Genomic DNA, 14850 nt, shown 5'->3' on the forward strand with positions numbered 1-14850 from the left:
ATCCATTTGTTAATTTCCTACGAGCGCCCGCTCACCTTGTTTTGCCAATAAAGCTGCAACAATGGGCGCATTGTCGTATCCAGTCCGAGAAATTTCTTGCAGTCATGTACAAGCAGGTAGCGCCAAAAAGTAATACTCAAGACTGACGCAAACGCCGCCCCATGTATGCTATATAAATAAGTAAAAACCGGAACCGTAAAACACAGAACTGCAATGAACAGCGCCGTGGCACGAGTTACCAGTTTTTCATACTTTGTCATGGTCAATAACGTGCCGGCCGTACCAGCACTAGCCGTAAACAACGCGCCTAGACACAAAATCATGAGGACGCCGGATGCTCCCGAATATTCTTGACCAAATATCCGTCCCAACAAGTACGCACCGAACAAGAAAAATGGAATCACGAGGATGGCTGTAGCAACCACCATCCCAAAGCTGACCCAAGCCAACACTTTTTGAAGACGGGCAATTTCCGCTCTGGAATAGAGGTCGGTAATAATGGGAGCCGCGACCAATGTGAACACAGCTACGGGCGCCCCCACCATAACCAATATGGAACTGGCGATACGAAACAAACCAACATCCCGCGTGCTGACCATCATCCCCAAAATCACAATGACGACGTTCCCCTGCAGCACCCGCATCCCGCGAGTCAACGCCATTGGAAGCGCGCTGCCATACCATCCGCGTATTGTGCCCTGGCTCGGAAGAAACACATCATTCTGCAACAACCGGCCGCGCAGCATAAATGCACCAACAATACAGGCACATATAGTCGATACTACACCAGCACCCATTGCTTGCACCGGTGAAAACTTATGCGTGAATAAAAACAGAAAGAAAAGCAATATCGAGTAAGCTGCCGGCCGCACAAGACTATCCGGAATCTGCCCTTTGACTATTTCATGCAGCCCTCGTAACGTGCCGCCTTGTACCTTCCCAATCGCAACGAATGGAATCATGCACAGGCCGACTGCGACAGTGGTCTCAAGCACTGACCAGCCACCGCGGCTACGCCAGCCTGTCCAAAGCAACGCCAATGCTGCAGTAATTGCCGAAATGATGAAAATCGTCCGCACGGCCCATTTGTGAACGCCTGGTATTTCACTCCAAGCACCCCGTGCGCGCCGTGCCGCCACCTCACGAGTAACCAGTTGCGGTAGTCCAAATTCTGTGGGGACTCCCAACAGAGAAACCAAAGAAACCGCTACACCGTAGATTCCGTAATTCTCAACCCCCAGCCCACGTGCCAACTGAACACCAACAAGAAACCCGAGCCCCATGCCTGCGATACGCAGACCCGCGCTCCCCGTCACGGCCTTGACCATCACTGGACCCAAGCCCGAGCCGGACAAATATTTCCGTAATGAAGAAATCACACGAACAATTCCCGGATCAACCGGCGCAGCCAGTTACGTAGGCGGACATCATTGACCATCTCCGACCTCTACCTGCAAATCAGCAATTTCCTTGCGCAATTCGTCATATTCACGCAATTTTCTTGCAAGAAATGCACGGGTGAGCCGGGCCTTGGCCTCGATGCCGCTTGGGGTCAGCAGGTAGGCGTAGCCCAGCTTGTGCGGGTTGCGGCTGAAGTTGCCGGCTTTCACCCAGCCTTTGTCGATCAGGGCGCGCAGGGCGTAGTTGAGCTTGCCCAGGGAGACGCCGGTGTCGCGGGCAAGCTCGCGCTGGCTGGCCTGCGGGGACTCGGTGAGGCGGCGCAGCAGGCTGATGCTGAGGTTGTCGGGGGTGTCGGGCACGGGGTGTTCAGTGCGTGAACGGTGATGCAGGGTAGCGGGTGGGGGGTGGGTTGGCAATGGGGTTGGGGCGGGTTCTTCAAGAACCTTTGGAATCAAGCCGCCAGGCGCGGTTTCCAACCACCAGACTTGCGCTCAAAAAGATGTTTCCCATTGTCTGCCGCATCGGTTTCTTCAATTTTTTCGAGAAGTGCGGTGATGCTTTTGGGCATCTTTCCAAGGTGGTCCAGATACAGCAACCGCACCAGCAGTTCGGCCGATGTATTGCTGTCGCAAATATCCTGTTTTTCCCACCTCGCCACGGACTGGGATGTTTGCCCCAAACGGCGCCCAAGCTCGGCTTGCGTAAGGCCCATTTGGTTCCTCAGGAAGCGCAGTTCCTTGCCTGCCAATACTTTCCTGTCGATAGCCAGATGGAACCCGATCACTTCATGCAGTTCATCTGCATTTTTTACGGAAACAGCTTCGCCATAGGGCGTTTTCTCCACCTCATAGCCCCCGATGAGATAAACATCATCCAGGCCACACTCCGTGTAGTGATACGGCTGCTTGTCGCTTTCTCCTTCGTACTTGTAGCGTTTGGCGTTCATTTCCCGTCTTCCCATTCCACTGTAATGACTACGATTTTTTCTTTATTGGTCAGCACCACGACTGCACCGGCCACTCGTCGTCCCTTCAGTTGCCGCGTGATCTTGCACTTCCATTCCCCTTCAGGTGTCTTGAACGGGGATCCTTCGACGTGTCCGGTTCTCAAGATTTCGTAAAGGTCGGGGCTGAAAATGTCTCTCTCCAGCATCCGCTCTTTGGCGTGCTTGGTGAGCGCCACGTTCGAAGTGTCAACAGCTCGTCGATGAATGCGTTGTTCTGCTGCGGCGGGCGTGAGTCGCAGATTGGCTACCGTGGACGGTGACTCAGGCATCGGCGAACTCCGTTTCGTCTATCAAAATGATAGGTTGGCAGGTGTGCTTGTCAAGAGGGGCCTGTATTTGTGCGGGCGGGTATCCGCGCGCAGGGCGCACTCCACAGGCTTAGGTCAGAGTGGTTTGCATGGCTTGGCGCCAGGTGGGGGGGTGCAGGGCGAAGTCGTGTTGGAGTTTGCCGGTGTCCAGCACGGACCAGGCGGGGCGGCGGGCGGGGGTTGGGTAGTCGGCGGTGGTGATGGCTTGCACGGCGGGGCGGTGGGGCAGCAGGCCGCGGGCGTGGGCTGTTTCCATGATGGCTTCGGCAAAGCCGTGCCAGCTGGTTTGGCCGGTGGTGGTGAGGTGCCACAGGCCGCTGGGCGGGTTGGGCCGGGCCAGCAGTGTGACGGTGGCGTCGGCAATCCAGGCGGCCGGGGTGGGCGAGCCGATCTGGTCAGCCACCACGCGCAGGGTGTCGCGTTCGCGCGCCAGACGCAGCATGGTTTGCAGGAAATTGTGGCCGTGGGCGGCGTACACCCAGGCGGTGCGCAGGATGATGTGGCGGACGCCGCTAGCGAGGATGGCGCCCTCCCCCGCCAGTTTGCTGGCGCCATAGACGTTCAGCGGGGCGGTGGGGTCGGTTTCCCGCCAAGGCCGGCTGGCGGTGCCGCTGAAGACGTAATCGGTGGAGTAATGCAGCAGCAGGGCGCCGGTTTCGGCGCAGGCGCGGGCAAGGGCTTCGGGTGCGCGGGCGTTGACGCAAAAGGCGGCTTCGCGCTCGGTTTCGGCCCGGTCCACGGCGGTGTAGGCGGCGGCGTTGACCACCACGTCGGGCGCCACGTCGCGGATCAGCGGGCCCAGCGTTTCCGGGTGCAGGAAGTTGGCCGCACGCTGGGCTTGGGTGCCGTCGCGGGTGACCGTGATCACCTGCCCCAGCGCGGGCAGGCTGCGCCGCAGTTCGCGGCCCAGTTGGCCATTGCCGCCCAGCAGCAGCAGTTTCATGCCCGCCAGACCGGCAGGCGGTCTGCGGGGATCTCGGCCAGCAGCGGCGCGCTGGCGTCCTTGGCCGACCGCGCCACTTCGCGCAGCGGCCAGTCGATGCCCAGCTGCGGGTCATCCCAGCGCAGGTTGCAGTCGCTGGCCGGGTCGTAGGGGGCGCTGCACAGGTAGGTGAACAGCGCGCTTTCGCTGAGCACCAGAAAGCCGTGGGCAAAGCCTTCGGGCACCCAGAAGTGGCGTTTGTTGTCGGCGCTCAGGCGGGCGGTGGCGCAGCGGCCGAAGTTGGGCGAGCCGCGGCGGATGTCCACCGCCACGTCGAACACTTCGCCTTCCAGCACGCTGACCAGCTTGCCTTGCACGTTGTTCGGCCATTGATAGTGCAGCCCGCGCAGCACGCCGCGCGCCGAGCGGCTGACGTTGTGCTGGACAAACTGTGTGGGCAGGCCGTGCTGGGCAAAGCGCGTCGCGTTCCAGGATTCGTAGAAAAATCCGCGGGCGTCGCCGAACACGGCGGGCTCGATGAGCTTGCACTCCGGCAGTTCGGTTTCGACCAGCTTCATGCCACCGGCCCCTGCTCGATCAGGCCCAGCAGGTACTGGCCGTAGCCGTTTTTGGCCAGCGGCGCGGCCAGCGCGCGCAGCTGCGCGGCGTCGATCCAGCCGTTTATGTGGGCGATTTCTTCCGGGCAGCACACTTGCAGGCCCTGCCGCAGTTGCAGGGTCTGGATGAAGTTGGACGCTTCCACCAGCGATTCGTGGGTACCGGTGTCCAGCCAGGCGTAGCCGCGCCCCATGCGTTCCAGATGCAGGTGGCCCTCTTCCAGATAGCGGCGGTTGAGATCGGTGATTTCCAGCTCGCCGCGCGCGGAGGGGTTGAGCGCGGCGGTGTGGTCGCTGGCATATTCGTCGAAGAAATACAGGCCGGTGACGGCGAAGTTGGACTTGGGCTGGGCGGGCTTTTCTTCCAGCCCGATCACTTTGCCTTCGGCATCGAACTCGGCCACGCCGTAGCGCTGCGGGTCGCGCACCCAGTAGCCGAACACGGTGGCGCCCTGCGCGCGGGCGTTGGCGCGGGCCAGCAGGTCAATCAGGCCGCTACCGTGGAAGATGTTGTCGCCCAGCACCAGGCAGGAAGGCGCGCCATCCAGAAACGCGCGGCCAATCAGCAGCGCCTGCGCCAGCCCGTCCGGGCTGGGCTGCACGGCGTATTCGATGCGCATGCCCCACTGGCTGCCGTCGCCCAGCAGGCGCTGGAACAGCGGCTGTTCGTGCGGAGTGTTGATGACCAGCACCTCGCGGATGCCGGCCAGCATCAGCACGCTCAGCGGGTAGTAGATCATCGGTTTGTCGTACACCGGCAGCAGCTGTTTGCTGATTGCCTGGGTGATGGGATACAGCCGGGTGCCGGAGCCGCCGGCCAGAAGGATGCCTTTGCGTTGTTTCATGCGGTCCCGATCCTTTCCAGCCGATAGCTGCCGTCCAGCACGCGCTGCACCCAAGGCTGGTTGGCAAGATACCAGTCCACGGTTTGCGCCAGGCCGCGTTCGAAGCTGTATTCGGGCTGCCAGCCCAGTTCATCGCGCAGTTTGCTGGCGTCGATGGCGTAGCGGCGGTCGTGGCCGGGGCGGTCGGCCACGAAGGTAATCTGGCGGGCGTAGGGCTGGCCGTCTGGGCGCGGGCGTTTGGCGTCCAGCAGCGCGCAGATGGCCTGCACCACTTCGATGTTCTGTTTTTCGGCGTTGCCGCCGACGTTCCAGGTTTCACCCACCCTGCCCCGCTCCAGCACGGTGCGGATGGCGCGGCAGTGGTCGCCAACGTACAGCCAGTCGCGCACCTGCTTGCCGTCGCCATAGACCGGCAGCGGCTGCCCGGCCAGCGCCTTGGCAATCACCAGCGGGATGAGTTTTTCCGGGAAGTGGTAGGGGCCGTAGTTGTTGCTGCAGTGGGTGGTGAGCGTGGGCAGGCCGTAGGTGTGATGGAAGGCGCGCACCAGGTGGTCCGAGGCGGCCTTGCTGGCCGAGTACGGCGAGTTGGGCGCGTACGGCGTGGTTTCGGTGAACAAGCCGGTGGCGCCCAGCGCGCCGTACACCTCGTCGGTGGAGACGTGCAGGAAGCGGAAGCGCTGTATGGTGTCGTATTCCAGCGCCTTCCAGTAGTCGCGCGCGGCTTCCAGCAAGGCCAGGGTGCCGACCACGTTGGTCTGGATGAAGGCGGCCGGGCCGTCGATGGAGCGATCGACGTGGCTTTCGGCGGCGAAGTTCACTATCGCTTCGGGGCGGTGATGTGCCAGCAGCCGCGTCACCAGCGCGCCGTCGCCAATGTCGCCCTGGACGAAGACGTGGTTGGGGTGGTTTTCAATGCTGGCCAGGGTATCGCGATTGCCGGCGTAGGTCAGCGCATCCAGATTGATGACGGTATCGCCGCGCGCCACCGCGTCCAGCACGAAGTTGCCGCCGATGAAGCCGGCGCCGCCGGTAACGAGGATTTTCACGAGTCCTGCTCCTTGTTGTTCTTTGCCAGCCCGCCGCCCTGCGACCACCAGTGCCATGCGTCCGCGCACATCTGCGTCAGATCCCGCTGCGCCGTCCATCCAAGCAAGGCATTGGCGCGGGCGGGGTCGGCCCAGTATTCGGCCACATCGCCGGGGCGGCGGGCGACGATTTCATGCGGGATGGGTTGTCCAGTGGCCTGCTCGAAGGCGTGCACCAGTTCCAGCACGCTGCACGGTTTGCCGGTGCCGAGATTGAGCGTCTCGCAGCCGGTATGGGCATTGGCGTAGTCCAACGCTTTCACATGGGCGTCGGCCAGGTCCACCACGTGCAGGTAGTCACGCACCCCGGTGCCGTCCACCGTGGGGTAGTCATTGCCGAATATGCGCAACTGCGGGCGCTGGCCGCTGGCGACTTGAACGATGTAGGGCATCAGATTGTTCGGTTCGCCACGCGGGTCCTCTCCGATCAGGCCGCTGGGATGCGCCCCGACCGGGTTGAAATAGCGCAGCAGCACGGCGCTGGCCTGCGGGTTGGCCGCACACCAGTCGCCGATGAGTTGTTCCATCACCAACTTGGTGCGGCCGTAGGGGTTGGTGACGCGAAGGGGCGCATCTTCCTTCACCGGCACCCGGTCAGGCTGACCATAGACGGTGGCCGAGGAGGAGAACACGAGCTGCTGCGCGCCGGCCGCTTCCATCGCCTGCATCAGCGCAATGGTGCCGCCGATGTTGTTGTCGAAATAGCGCAGCGGCTGGGCGCAGCTTTCGCCCACGGCCTTGAGTGCGGCGAAGTGGATGACCGCGTCGATGCCATCTTCGAATGCCCGGGCCAGCGCATCGCGATCGCGGATATCGCCCTGCACGAAGCGCAGCGTGCGCCCACCCAGCGCCTGCACGCGATCAAGCACCTCGGCACGACTGTTGCAGAGGTTGTCGATGACGGTGACAGCGTGCCCGGCGTGCAGCAGCGCCACGCAGGTGTGGCTGCCGATGTAGCCGGCGCCGCCGGTGACGAGGATGTTCATGGTTTGAGGATCCAACGCGCCTGTTCAAGGCACTGGTCGAAATCGAGTGGCTGGCCGATGGTATCGATCGCCTGAAACTCGCGGCGCGCGAGCTCAGCCCGTTCTTCCATGCCTGCCAGAAACGCAGTGCCATGCCTTGCAAACCACGGCCGCGCCGCCTCCAGGGCCGCAGGTTCGGCGTTCGCCACCGCACACAGGTCATACAGGTCGCGCGCCTTGGCACGGTCGCCGCGATGCCACATCTTCTTGGCGATGATTTCGGCACAGCGCTCGACTTTGATTTCGCGTCCTTGGTATGCAACGACCTGCCAAGGCTGGTCTGTCAAGGAAGCACCCACAACGATATCGATCTCGCCGGCAGGCAGGAACAACTTGATGAATTCTGCACCTTCCTCGTATTCGGTGCTGACTTGCTCGGCCAGCTCGCTCAGCCTCGGGTTTACCCAGCCTAGGGCCTGTGGATCGGCAACGAACAGGTCGATGTCCTTGCTGTGACGGTGGCCGATACGCAGCATCAGCACGGTTCCCCCGCCAAACGTCCAAGTCACGCCGGGCACATGCACTTCCAGATGTGCCATCAAGGTCAGCGCATGCGGGAACAGCGCCCGCCATGGCCCGGGACGATCCAGGTCTGGCGTGGTCACTGCCAGATGTCCCGCTTGCTCAGCACTTGGCGCGCAAGGTGGCGGAAGTGCTGCCAAGCCTGCGTCCGATCCATCCCGGATTCGCGGTGCAGTTGTTCGGCAAGCGCGGCCAGCAGCGAGATTGGTGCGTCGTCCAGCAGTGCATGCAGGTACGGCGCGTCGCCGGGCGCGACGGTGCCTGCTTCCAGAATCTTGCGGAGGCGTGACGGTGCCATCGCCTGCCGGTAGCTGACGCTTGCGCTGCGTGCGGCAAGCGCCAGAGCAGAGCTGCGTGCACCCGCTGCGGAAGGCACCTCTGCGCACGGATCGCGGATCGCCAGCGACAGGCCCAGCACCTCAGCCAAGCGGTTGACCCGATTCAGGCTGAGGTCGCCGACGGTGCCGTTTTCCACCTGATTGACGGTTTGCCGCGTCAAGCCGCTGAGCATGGCCACGCGTGCCTGCGTCAGCCCCATTTCGGAGCGACGGGCATGCACGGCATTGCCAAGTTCATGCAGGGTGGACACGGAGGACAGATTATTTGAAACAAGGATTGAATGTCAAATATATCCGACATGTTGCGGTTTGAGAAAACGCCCGCCCGCCCAGCGCCTGCACGCGATCGAGCACCTCGGCGCGGCTGTTGCAGAGGTTGTCGATGACGGTGACAGCGTGCCCGGCGTGCAGCAGCGCCACGCAGGTGTGGCTGCCGATGTAGCCGGCGCCGCCGGTGACGTGGATATTCATGTGCATGTCACCTTCTCGGCCAGGTCGCGGAAATAGCGCGGCGGCCAAATGCTTCGTTATTGCATGGATAATCGGTTTAAATCCGATTATCCATTCAATTTTAGTGAGTCACAGCCGCCCATCCACCGCATCGCGGGGCAGGACGTGCTTGACATCGTAGATCACGAATTCGGGCTTGCCGAAGGCGCGGATGCCGTCCACGCCGAGCTGGCGGAACTGGTCGTGGCCTACCGCAATGACGATGGCGTCATAGCCGCCGTGCTGCGGGGCGGCGGTCAGTTCCAGGCCGTATTCGTGACGGGCTTCGGCAGCGTCGGCCCAGGGGTCGTGCACATCCACCGTGCAGTTGAAGCCGCGCAGGGTGTCGATGATGTCCACCACCCGGGTATTGCGCAGATCCGGGCAGTTTTCCTTGAACGCCAGCCCGAGCATGAGCACGCGGGCGCGCACCGGGTTGATGGCCTTCTTCAGCATCAGCTTCAGGGTTTGATCGGCGACGAACTCGCCCATGCCGTCATTGGTGCGGCGACCGGCGAGGATCACCTGCGGGTGATGGCCGACTTCCTGCGCCTTGTGAGTGAGGTAGTAGGGATCGACGCTGATGCAATGGCCACCGACCAGGCCGGGCCGGAACGGCAGGAAGTTCCATTTGGTGCCGGCGGCTTCGAGCACGTCGAGGGTGTCGATACCGAGCTTGTGGAACAGGATGGCCAGGTCGTTGACCAGCGCGATATTGAGGTCGCGCTGGGTGTTTTCGATCACTTTGGCGGCTTCGGCCACCTTGATCGACGGCGCCTTGTGGGTGCCTGCGGTGATGATGCTGGCGTAAAGCGCATCGACGAAGTCAGCGGTGTCCGGGCTGGAACCGGAGGTCACTTTCTTGATGGTGGTGACGCGGTGCTGCTTGTCGCCGGGGTTGATGCGTTCGGGGGAGTAGCCGATGGCGAAGGTGGCGCCGTCCAGAGCGCCCCTCATCCGCCCTTCGGGCACCTTCTCCCCATGGACATGGGGAGAAGGAAGATCAAATGCATCTTCGCGGTCTTCCTTCTCCCCGCCTTGCGGGGAGAAGGTGGCGCGCAGCGCCGGATGAGGGGCGGTCGCCGGGCCGGCAGTCGGACGCGCTTCATAACGCAATCCGGACACCCGTTCCAAAATCGGCACGCAAACTTCCTCGGTGCAGCCGGGATAGACGGTGGATTCGAAGATGACGGTATCCCCCGCCTTGAGCACCTTGCCAAGCGCTTCGCTGGCCTTGACCAGCGGCGTCAGATCCGGGCGCTTGGCGGCGTCGATCGGCGTGGGCACGGTGACGATGAAGACGTTGCGGTCGCGCAACTCTTCCAGACTGGCGCTGTAGCGCAGATGCGTGGCCACCGCCAGTTCCTCGCCGGATACCTCCAGGGTGCGATCGTGGCCGCGCCGGAGCTCGTCGATCCGCTCACCGTTGAGGTCGTACCCCAGCGTGTCGTAATGCTTGCCAAACTCCACCGCCAGCGGCAGGCCGACGTAGCCCAGGCCGACGACGGCAAGGCGAACCGAATCCAATCGTGACATCGCGTGCAACTTCCCGTTGATGAAACAAACGCGCCATTTTCCGGCTCGCGCGCGGTTGGCGCAACGCGGGCGCGGCGGACCTCAGGATTTGTCGCCGCTGCGCACGCTGATTTCTTCCAGACAGGAAAACAGCGCGCCGGCCAGCAGCGCTACCGTGGTCGCAAGCGCAGTGGTGCCCAGCGGGTAGTCCACCCAGGAGTGCATCAACGCGGCGGCAATGGCCACCCAGCAGCCGGCCGCCTGCACTGCAGCGGAGCGCTGCCCGCGTTGACGCAAGATGCGCAGCCCGGCCAGCGCGAGCACGACCAAGGCGCAGGCCAGCAAAACGACGGCCGGCAGTCCGCCCACCAGCAGCCACAGGGCGTACTCGTTGTGCGGGTGGTTGAAGTACTCGGCAATCCACAGCGCCTGCGGCAGGTCGGTTTCAAACACCGAGGTGAAACTGCCGGCGCCGCTGCCCCAAGGCAGGTAGCTCAGGCCCAGATGGAAGGCATTGCTGGCCACCGGAAAGCGCAGGTCTTCCGAGGCTCTGGCCAGCGCCATGACATGCAGCGCAAACCCGACCACCGCCAATCCGGCGGCCGCGGCCAGCCCGGCCAGCGCCGGGCGGCGGCCAATCCATTCCAGCCGCGGAATTCCGCAAAACAGCAGGCAGGCCGCCAGCGCCGGCAGCACCAGCACCATGCCCGCACGCGAAGCCGTCACCGGCGCGGCAAACAAACACAGCGCCGCCGCCGCCGCCAGCGCCAGCGTCCGCAGCCGGTTGCGGGCATCGCCCGGCATGCGCCGCCGCCAGCTGTCCACCGCCAGCGCCACGGCCAGTGCCATCGCCACGATCAGGGCGGTAGCGAAATGATTGCGGTTGACGAAGATGCCGCTGAACGCGGACCGGCTTCCAAGTGAGGGGTACAGGCGCAGGGGGCTGTCCTCAGGCAGGCCGACCTGCTGGAACGCCAACACTGCGTTGGCCAGGGTCAGCGCAATGATGGCCAGCAGAAAACCTCGGCGCTGTTGTCGTGCAAGGATCAGGCCGCCGAAAAATCCCGCCAGCGCGGGCAGCATCCGCCACAGCGATTCTTCGGTGGCATACGGGGCCAGGCTCCAGCGCGTGGCTTCGTGGGCCACGCCGGCGCGGGCCAGATCGGCGACCAGTGCTTGACGTGGGGCAGACAGCGCGCCCAGCCCGAACGGCAGCGGCAGCAATTGCAGGGCCACCAGCGCAAAGCCCGCCAGCGCGACGGCAACGGCAGTGCGCGCCAGCCGGGTGCGCGGCGGCGTGCGCAGCAAAACCACCCAGGCCAGCAGCAGCACCGGCAGCGCCAGCAGCTGCACGGCTTCATCGTGCCAAGTGCGGTCCTGCGTGGCACCGCCCAACAGCCAGGCCGCCAGCAGCAGGACGCCCAAGGAAACCACGCTGCAGCGGGCAAGCCAGCCGTCGCCACTGGCGTGTTCAAAGGGCCGTACCGCGCTGCTACCCATCACGCGACCACAAAGGCAGCGGGGCAGGCCCGAAGACCTGCCCCACTTGCAAACGGTTGGGATGTCACGCCGAACCGGGTTGAATCAGAGTGCGCCCGAGCTGACCGGCGTGTTGTTGCCATTGCCCAGCTCAAGACCGAGGCCCACGGCCACGCCGGCGACGATCCACATGTTGACGCCACCGGCATTGGCCTGCCATGCGCCGGCCGGCTTGCAGTCGCCCGGCACTTCATAAACGCCTGCGGCTTTGAACTCGATGATGCAATCGTCGCGGGTGTCTTCGGTGCCACGATCGTAGACGGCCTGGGCATAGGTCGCATTGCTGACCGAGAGCTTTTCGCCGCGAACCAGACCCTGGCCGCTCTGCGCGGTGACGAATTCGCCGCCGTTGCTGGTCATGACCGCGCCGTTCTTGATCCGCAGGGTGATGTTCTCCTGTGCCTGCTGCGCATACACCGAGCCCGCCAACAGCGCGCTGCAAGCCACCATGAGAATGGTCAGTTTTTTCATCAGCTTGTCCTTATCGTCTCGACAACAGGCATAAAACGGTTGATATGTATTCAACCGCTGGAAGCGGTGGATGTCAAGCTGCTTTCCACGACGGCTCCCGGCGCCTTCCCGACGGATTCAACCTGCACATCTTTGACCCATAGCACCCCGGAAATGGGTTGTCCGGCCCCTGCCACCGGGCTGGACAGCCGCAACCACTGCCCGGAGCAGCCTTCCGCCGGCACCGAAAACGCCATTTCACGCGAAGTCCAGTCCAGGCTGCCGGAAATCGGCGCGCCGGTGGCCAGGGGGTTGGAATTTCCCGAACAAAAGATCTGCCAGACCAAGCCCACCTCGGCGCGCAGCGCCCGCGCGCGCAGGCGCAGGCGCAGCGCGTGGTCGCCCGGGGTCAGCTTCAGCGCGTGCTCCAGCAGGCTGCCGCGGGCGCGCTGGTCGTAGAAACGCAGCACCAGCGCCCTGCCCCCGGTTCCAGCCACGGATTCGAAATCGGTGGAAAAATCCGCGCCACCGGGGAACCGCCAGTCGAAGCCGACGCCGCGCGGATCGCGGGTGAAATCTCCGTTGTGCACCAGCCCGTCCGCCGCACCGAAGCGCGCGCGCCAGCGGCTGTCGGCCTCTTCCCAGTCGCCGACGGTGATGAGGCCATTGATCCAGGCATCGAATTCCTCCGATTTCAGCGCGCCGCCGTCGCTCAGCTCGCCAAGCACCCGATTTCCGGCCGCAGGGTTACGCGCCAGAAGGTTGACCAGCTGCCCACGCCAGGGCGGCCCCTGCCGCAGCCGGTCGGCAAGCGCGCCGGCAAAGCGCCCGTCCTGGGCCATCGCCGTCAGCCAGGCCAGCACCTGCCCCTTGGCCCGGCTGTCGTCGCCGCTGGTGCGCAAGTAGAAATCGATCCAGCGCAGCGCCTGCGCGGTGTCATCGCGATCCAGCAGCTGCTGGGTCAGGCCCAGCACCGCCGGCCGGTCGCGCGGCGCCCGCCTGGCCGCGATTTGATACAGCGCCAATGCCTCATCGTTGCGCCCCTCTTCGGCGGCGATCCGGGCCAGCATCCGGAACGCGCGGCCCTGCAGCGGCTCGCGGGCCAGCAGGGCGCGGGCGCTGCGCGCAGCGCCGGCACGGTCACCTTCGGCCAGTCGGCGTTCGGCCAGCGCCCACAGCGCATCCGGCTCGCCCGCGCTCCATTGCAGTGCTCGCTCCGGATCCGACCCGGCCAAACCTTCGGCGCGCAACATCCCGAAAATTCGCCAGCCGGCCAGCGCGGCAAAGGCCAGTGCCAGCGCGATCACAAGCGCACGCACGGGCCGGCTCACGGCGCAACCTCCACGACCACAGAGCTGACCAGCCAGCGGTCTTCACGCCAGACCAGCACCGCCGACACCGCGCCGCGCGGCTCGCCGCCGACGCTGTAACGGCTGGTCAAGGCGGCGCTGTCCCGACCGATCCGCCACTGCGGCTCACCCAGGCGCGGCGCGCCAGCGCGGAGCAGCGCGCGACGCAGGCCGTCGGCACGATCCAGCGCTGCCGCGCTGGACCAAATCGGCGGCGGCGTGCCGCTGTCGGAGGTGATGAAATCCAGGAACTGGGTGCCCACCCGGCGTGCCTTCTGGATGTGGCCGTAGTCCACCAACCCATCCACGGCCAGCCCCGGCGCGGTGCTGCGCTGGTCGCCTCGTGCAGGGATATCGTGACCAGGCGCAGGGGATGGCTCCATAGCAGGCGCCGCCACCGAAGGCGCGGCCACGGGTGCCGCGGGCGGATCGGCAGGCGCCGGCTTTGCGCCCGATGAGGGCGGAACCGGGCGTGAAAGAACCGGGCGGACGGCGGATTCCGCGACTGGCGCTATGGCGACGGGCGGCGGCAGCGAATGCGAAACCTCGGGGGCGACCGGGCGAACCGGCACTGCGGCCACCGGTGCGGGCAGCGCGTCCGGATAGTCATCCGGCAGCGGCCAGTCCGGCGGCGGCGCGGTCTCCGGAAGCGGCGGAAAGACCTCAGGGCTCGGAGGCAATCCGGCCTGCGGCACCTGGGCCGAGGCCACGCTGCGGGCGGCAGCCTGCACCACCACCGCACCCGGCTCGGATGGCCGCTCCGCGCGCGCCTCCGCCGGCCGCGCGCCCTCGCCGGGCCAGGGGTCCGGCTCGCGCTCGGACTGCTGGATGACCTGCCAGCCCAGCGCCCCACAGACGCCCAGCAGCGCGGCCACCACGATCCGGTGCCGGCGCCGCGCCTGCGGCGTGGAACGCTCCAGCGGGTTCCACAGCGCAACGGAGAGCTGGGCCACAGCTGCCGGATGCTCAACCGGAGAGCCAAGTTCCGCCGCTGCGGCCGCGGCGAGACGAGCATCGTAGGCAGCGCGGCGATCACCGCTGCGAAGCTCGTTCCAGGCGGCATTGACGCGCGCGGCAAACACCGAATCATCGCCGCTGTCCTGACGGTCGGGGTGCAACCAGGCCTGCAGCAGGCGAAAGTGCTGGCGGATCTGCTCGGCCGGCGCATCCAGGGCAACGCCCAGCGTGCGGTAGGCATCGGCCTGGGCGTGGAACAGGATTTCGCGGGTGTAAAAGCGCGCGGCTTCGCACAAAATTTCCGGGCGTTCGCGCAAACGTGCGGCCGCTCTCGCCGATTCATCGCTGCCCGCGCCGGCCGCGATCGCCAGCAGTTCGGTGACGCCGTCGGGCAGCGGGCGCTGTCGCAGGCGGTAGCGCTCCGTCGGCGTGCGCAGCAGCGTCAGCGCCCAGTCCAGCGCGGTACCGCCCGCACCGTCCAT

General features: G+C 64.8%; 16 protein-coding genes and 1 pseudogene. All 17 read right to left on the reverse strand.

The window, feature by feature from the left end:
* Nucleotides 1–17: 17 nt before the first annotated feature.
* The 17 genes and pseudogenes from M9902_RS03355 to M9902_RS03435 all read right to left on the reverse strand — a co-directional run bounded on the left by M9902_RS03355 (nucleotide 18) and on the right by M9902_RS03435 (nucleotide 14850).
* Nucleotides 18–1328, reverse strand: a complete 1311-nt coding sequence (locus tag M9902_RS03355; RefSeq protein WP_297221182.1) for an oligosaccharide flippase family protein — start codon at nucleotides 1326–1328, stop codon at nucleotides 18–20.
* 99 nt (nucleotides 1329–1427) lie between these two features.
* Nucleotides 1428–1760 (reverse strand): MarR family EPS-associated transcriptional regulator, encoded by a 333-nt coding sequence (locus tag M9902_RS03360; protein ID WP_297221183.1) that lies wholly within the window; start codon nucleotides 1758–1760, stop codon nucleotides 1428–1430.
* A 92-nt stretch (nucleotides 1761–1852) separates the two neighbouring features.
* Nucleotides 1853–2347, reverse strand: a complete 495-nt coding sequence (locus M9902_RS03365) for a helix-turn-helix domain-containing protein (protein ID WP_297221184.1) — start codon at nucleotides 2345–2347, stop codon at nucleotides 1853–1855.
* Nucleotides 2344–2676, reverse strand: coding sequence for a DUF4258 domain-containing protein (locus tag M9902_RS03370; protein WP_297221185.1), 333 nt, complete (start codon nucleotides 2674–2676; stop codon nucleotides 2344–2346). Before M9902_RS03370 ends, M9902_RS03365 begins: the two co-directional genes overlap by 4 nt.
* Before the next feature lie 109 nt (nucleotides 2677–2785).
* Nucleotides 2786–3658 (reverse strand): dTDP-4-dehydrorhamnose reductase, encoded by an 873-nt coding sequence (gene rfbD, locus M9902_RS03375; protein WP_297221186.1) that lies wholly within the window; start codon nucleotides 3656–3658, stop codon nucleotides 2786–2788.
* Nucleotides 3655–4215, reverse strand: coding sequence for a dTDP-4-dehydrorhamnose 3,5-epimerase (gene rfbC, locus M9902_RS03380; RefSeq protein ID WP_297221187.1), 561 nt, complete (start codon nucleotides 4213–4215; stop codon nucleotides 3655–3657). The genes rfbD and rfbC overlap by 4 nt, the downstream gene beginning before the upstream one ends.
* Entirely contained in the window at nucleotides 4212–5099 is an 888-nt protein-coding gene (rfbA, locus tag M9902_RS03385) for a glucose-1-phosphate thymidylyltransferase RfbA (protein ID WP_297221188.1), read from the reverse strand. The genes rfbC and rfbA overlap by 4 nt, the downstream gene beginning before the upstream one ends.
* The gene (gene rfbB / locus M9902_RS03390; protein ID WP_297221189.1) at nucleotides 5096–6202 is read right to left on the reverse strand and encodes a dTDP-glucose 4,6-dehydratase; all 1107 of its coding nucleotides are present in this window, start codon (nucleotides 6200–6202) and stop codon (nucleotides 5096–5098) included. Before rfbB ends, rfbA begins: the two co-directional genes overlap by 4 nt.
* Nucleotides 6142–7170, reverse strand: coding sequence for a UDP-glucose 4-epimerase GalE (gene galE, locus M9902_RS03395; protein WP_297221190.1), 1029 nt, complete (start codon nucleotides 7168–7170; stop codon nucleotides 6142–6144). Before galE ends, rfbB begins: the two co-directional genes overlap by 61 nt.
* Nucleotides 7167–7814, reverse strand: a complete 648-nt coding sequence (locus M9902_RS03400) for a nucleotidyl transferase AbiEii/AbiGii toxin family protein (protein ID WP_297221191.1) — start codon at nucleotides 7812–7814, stop codon at nucleotides 7167–7169. Before M9902_RS03400 ends, galE begins: the two co-directional genes overlap by 4 nt.
* Entirely contained in the window at nucleotides 7811–8320 is a 510-nt protein-coding gene (locus M9902_RS03405; protein ID WP_297221192.1) for a helix-turn-helix domain-containing protein, read from the reverse strand. Before M9902_RS03405 ends, M9902_RS03400 begins: the two co-directional genes overlap by 4 nt.
* A 70-nt stretch (nucleotides 8321–8390) precedes the next feature.
* Nucleotides 8391–8540, reverse strand: a pseudogene (locus tag M9902_RS03410) (NAD-dependent epimerase/dehydratase family protein); the annotation flags it as partial.
* 108 nt (nucleotides 8541–8648) lie between these two features.
* A complete protein-coding gene (locus tag M9902_RS03415) occupies nucleotides 8649–10094 on the reverse strand; it encodes a nucleotide sugar dehydrogenase (RefSeq protein WP_297221193.1) in 1446 nt (481 codons plus the stop codon).
* Between the two features lie 81 nt (nucleotides 10095–10175).
* The gene (locus M9902_RS03420; RefSeq protein ID WP_297221194.1) at nucleotides 10176–11573 is read right to left on the reverse strand and encodes an O-antigen ligase family protein; all 1398 of its coding nucleotides are present in this window, start codon (nucleotides 11571–11573) and stop codon (nucleotides 10176–10178) included.
* An 84-nt stretch (nucleotides 11574–11657) separates the two neighbouring features.
* Complete coding sequence (locus tag M9902_RS03425; protein WP_297221195.1) at nucleotides 11658–12083, reverse strand: hypothetical protein; 426 nt, start codon at nucleotides 12081–12083, stop codon at nucleotides 11658–11660.
* Nucleotides 12084–12133: 50 nt separating this feature from the next.
* A complete protein-coding gene (locus M9902_RS03430; RefSeq protein ID WP_297221196.1) occupies nucleotides 12134–13393 on the reverse strand; it encodes a hypothetical protein in 1260 nt (419 codons plus the stop codon).
* Nucleotides 13390–14850 carry a DnaJ domain-containing protein gene (locus tag M9902_RS03435; RefSeq protein WP_297221197.1) on the reverse strand — a complete coding sequence of 487 codons (1461 nt, stop codon included), beginning with the start codon at nucleotides 14848–14850 and terminating at the stop codon, nucleotides 13390–13392. Before M9902_RS03435 ends, M9902_RS03430 begins: the two co-directional genes overlap by 4 nt.

This window comes from Thermomonas sp., from assembly GCF_023953935.1.
Lineage (GTDB): Bacteria > Pseudomonadota > Gammaproteobacteria > Xanthomonadales > Xanthomonadaceae > Thermomonas.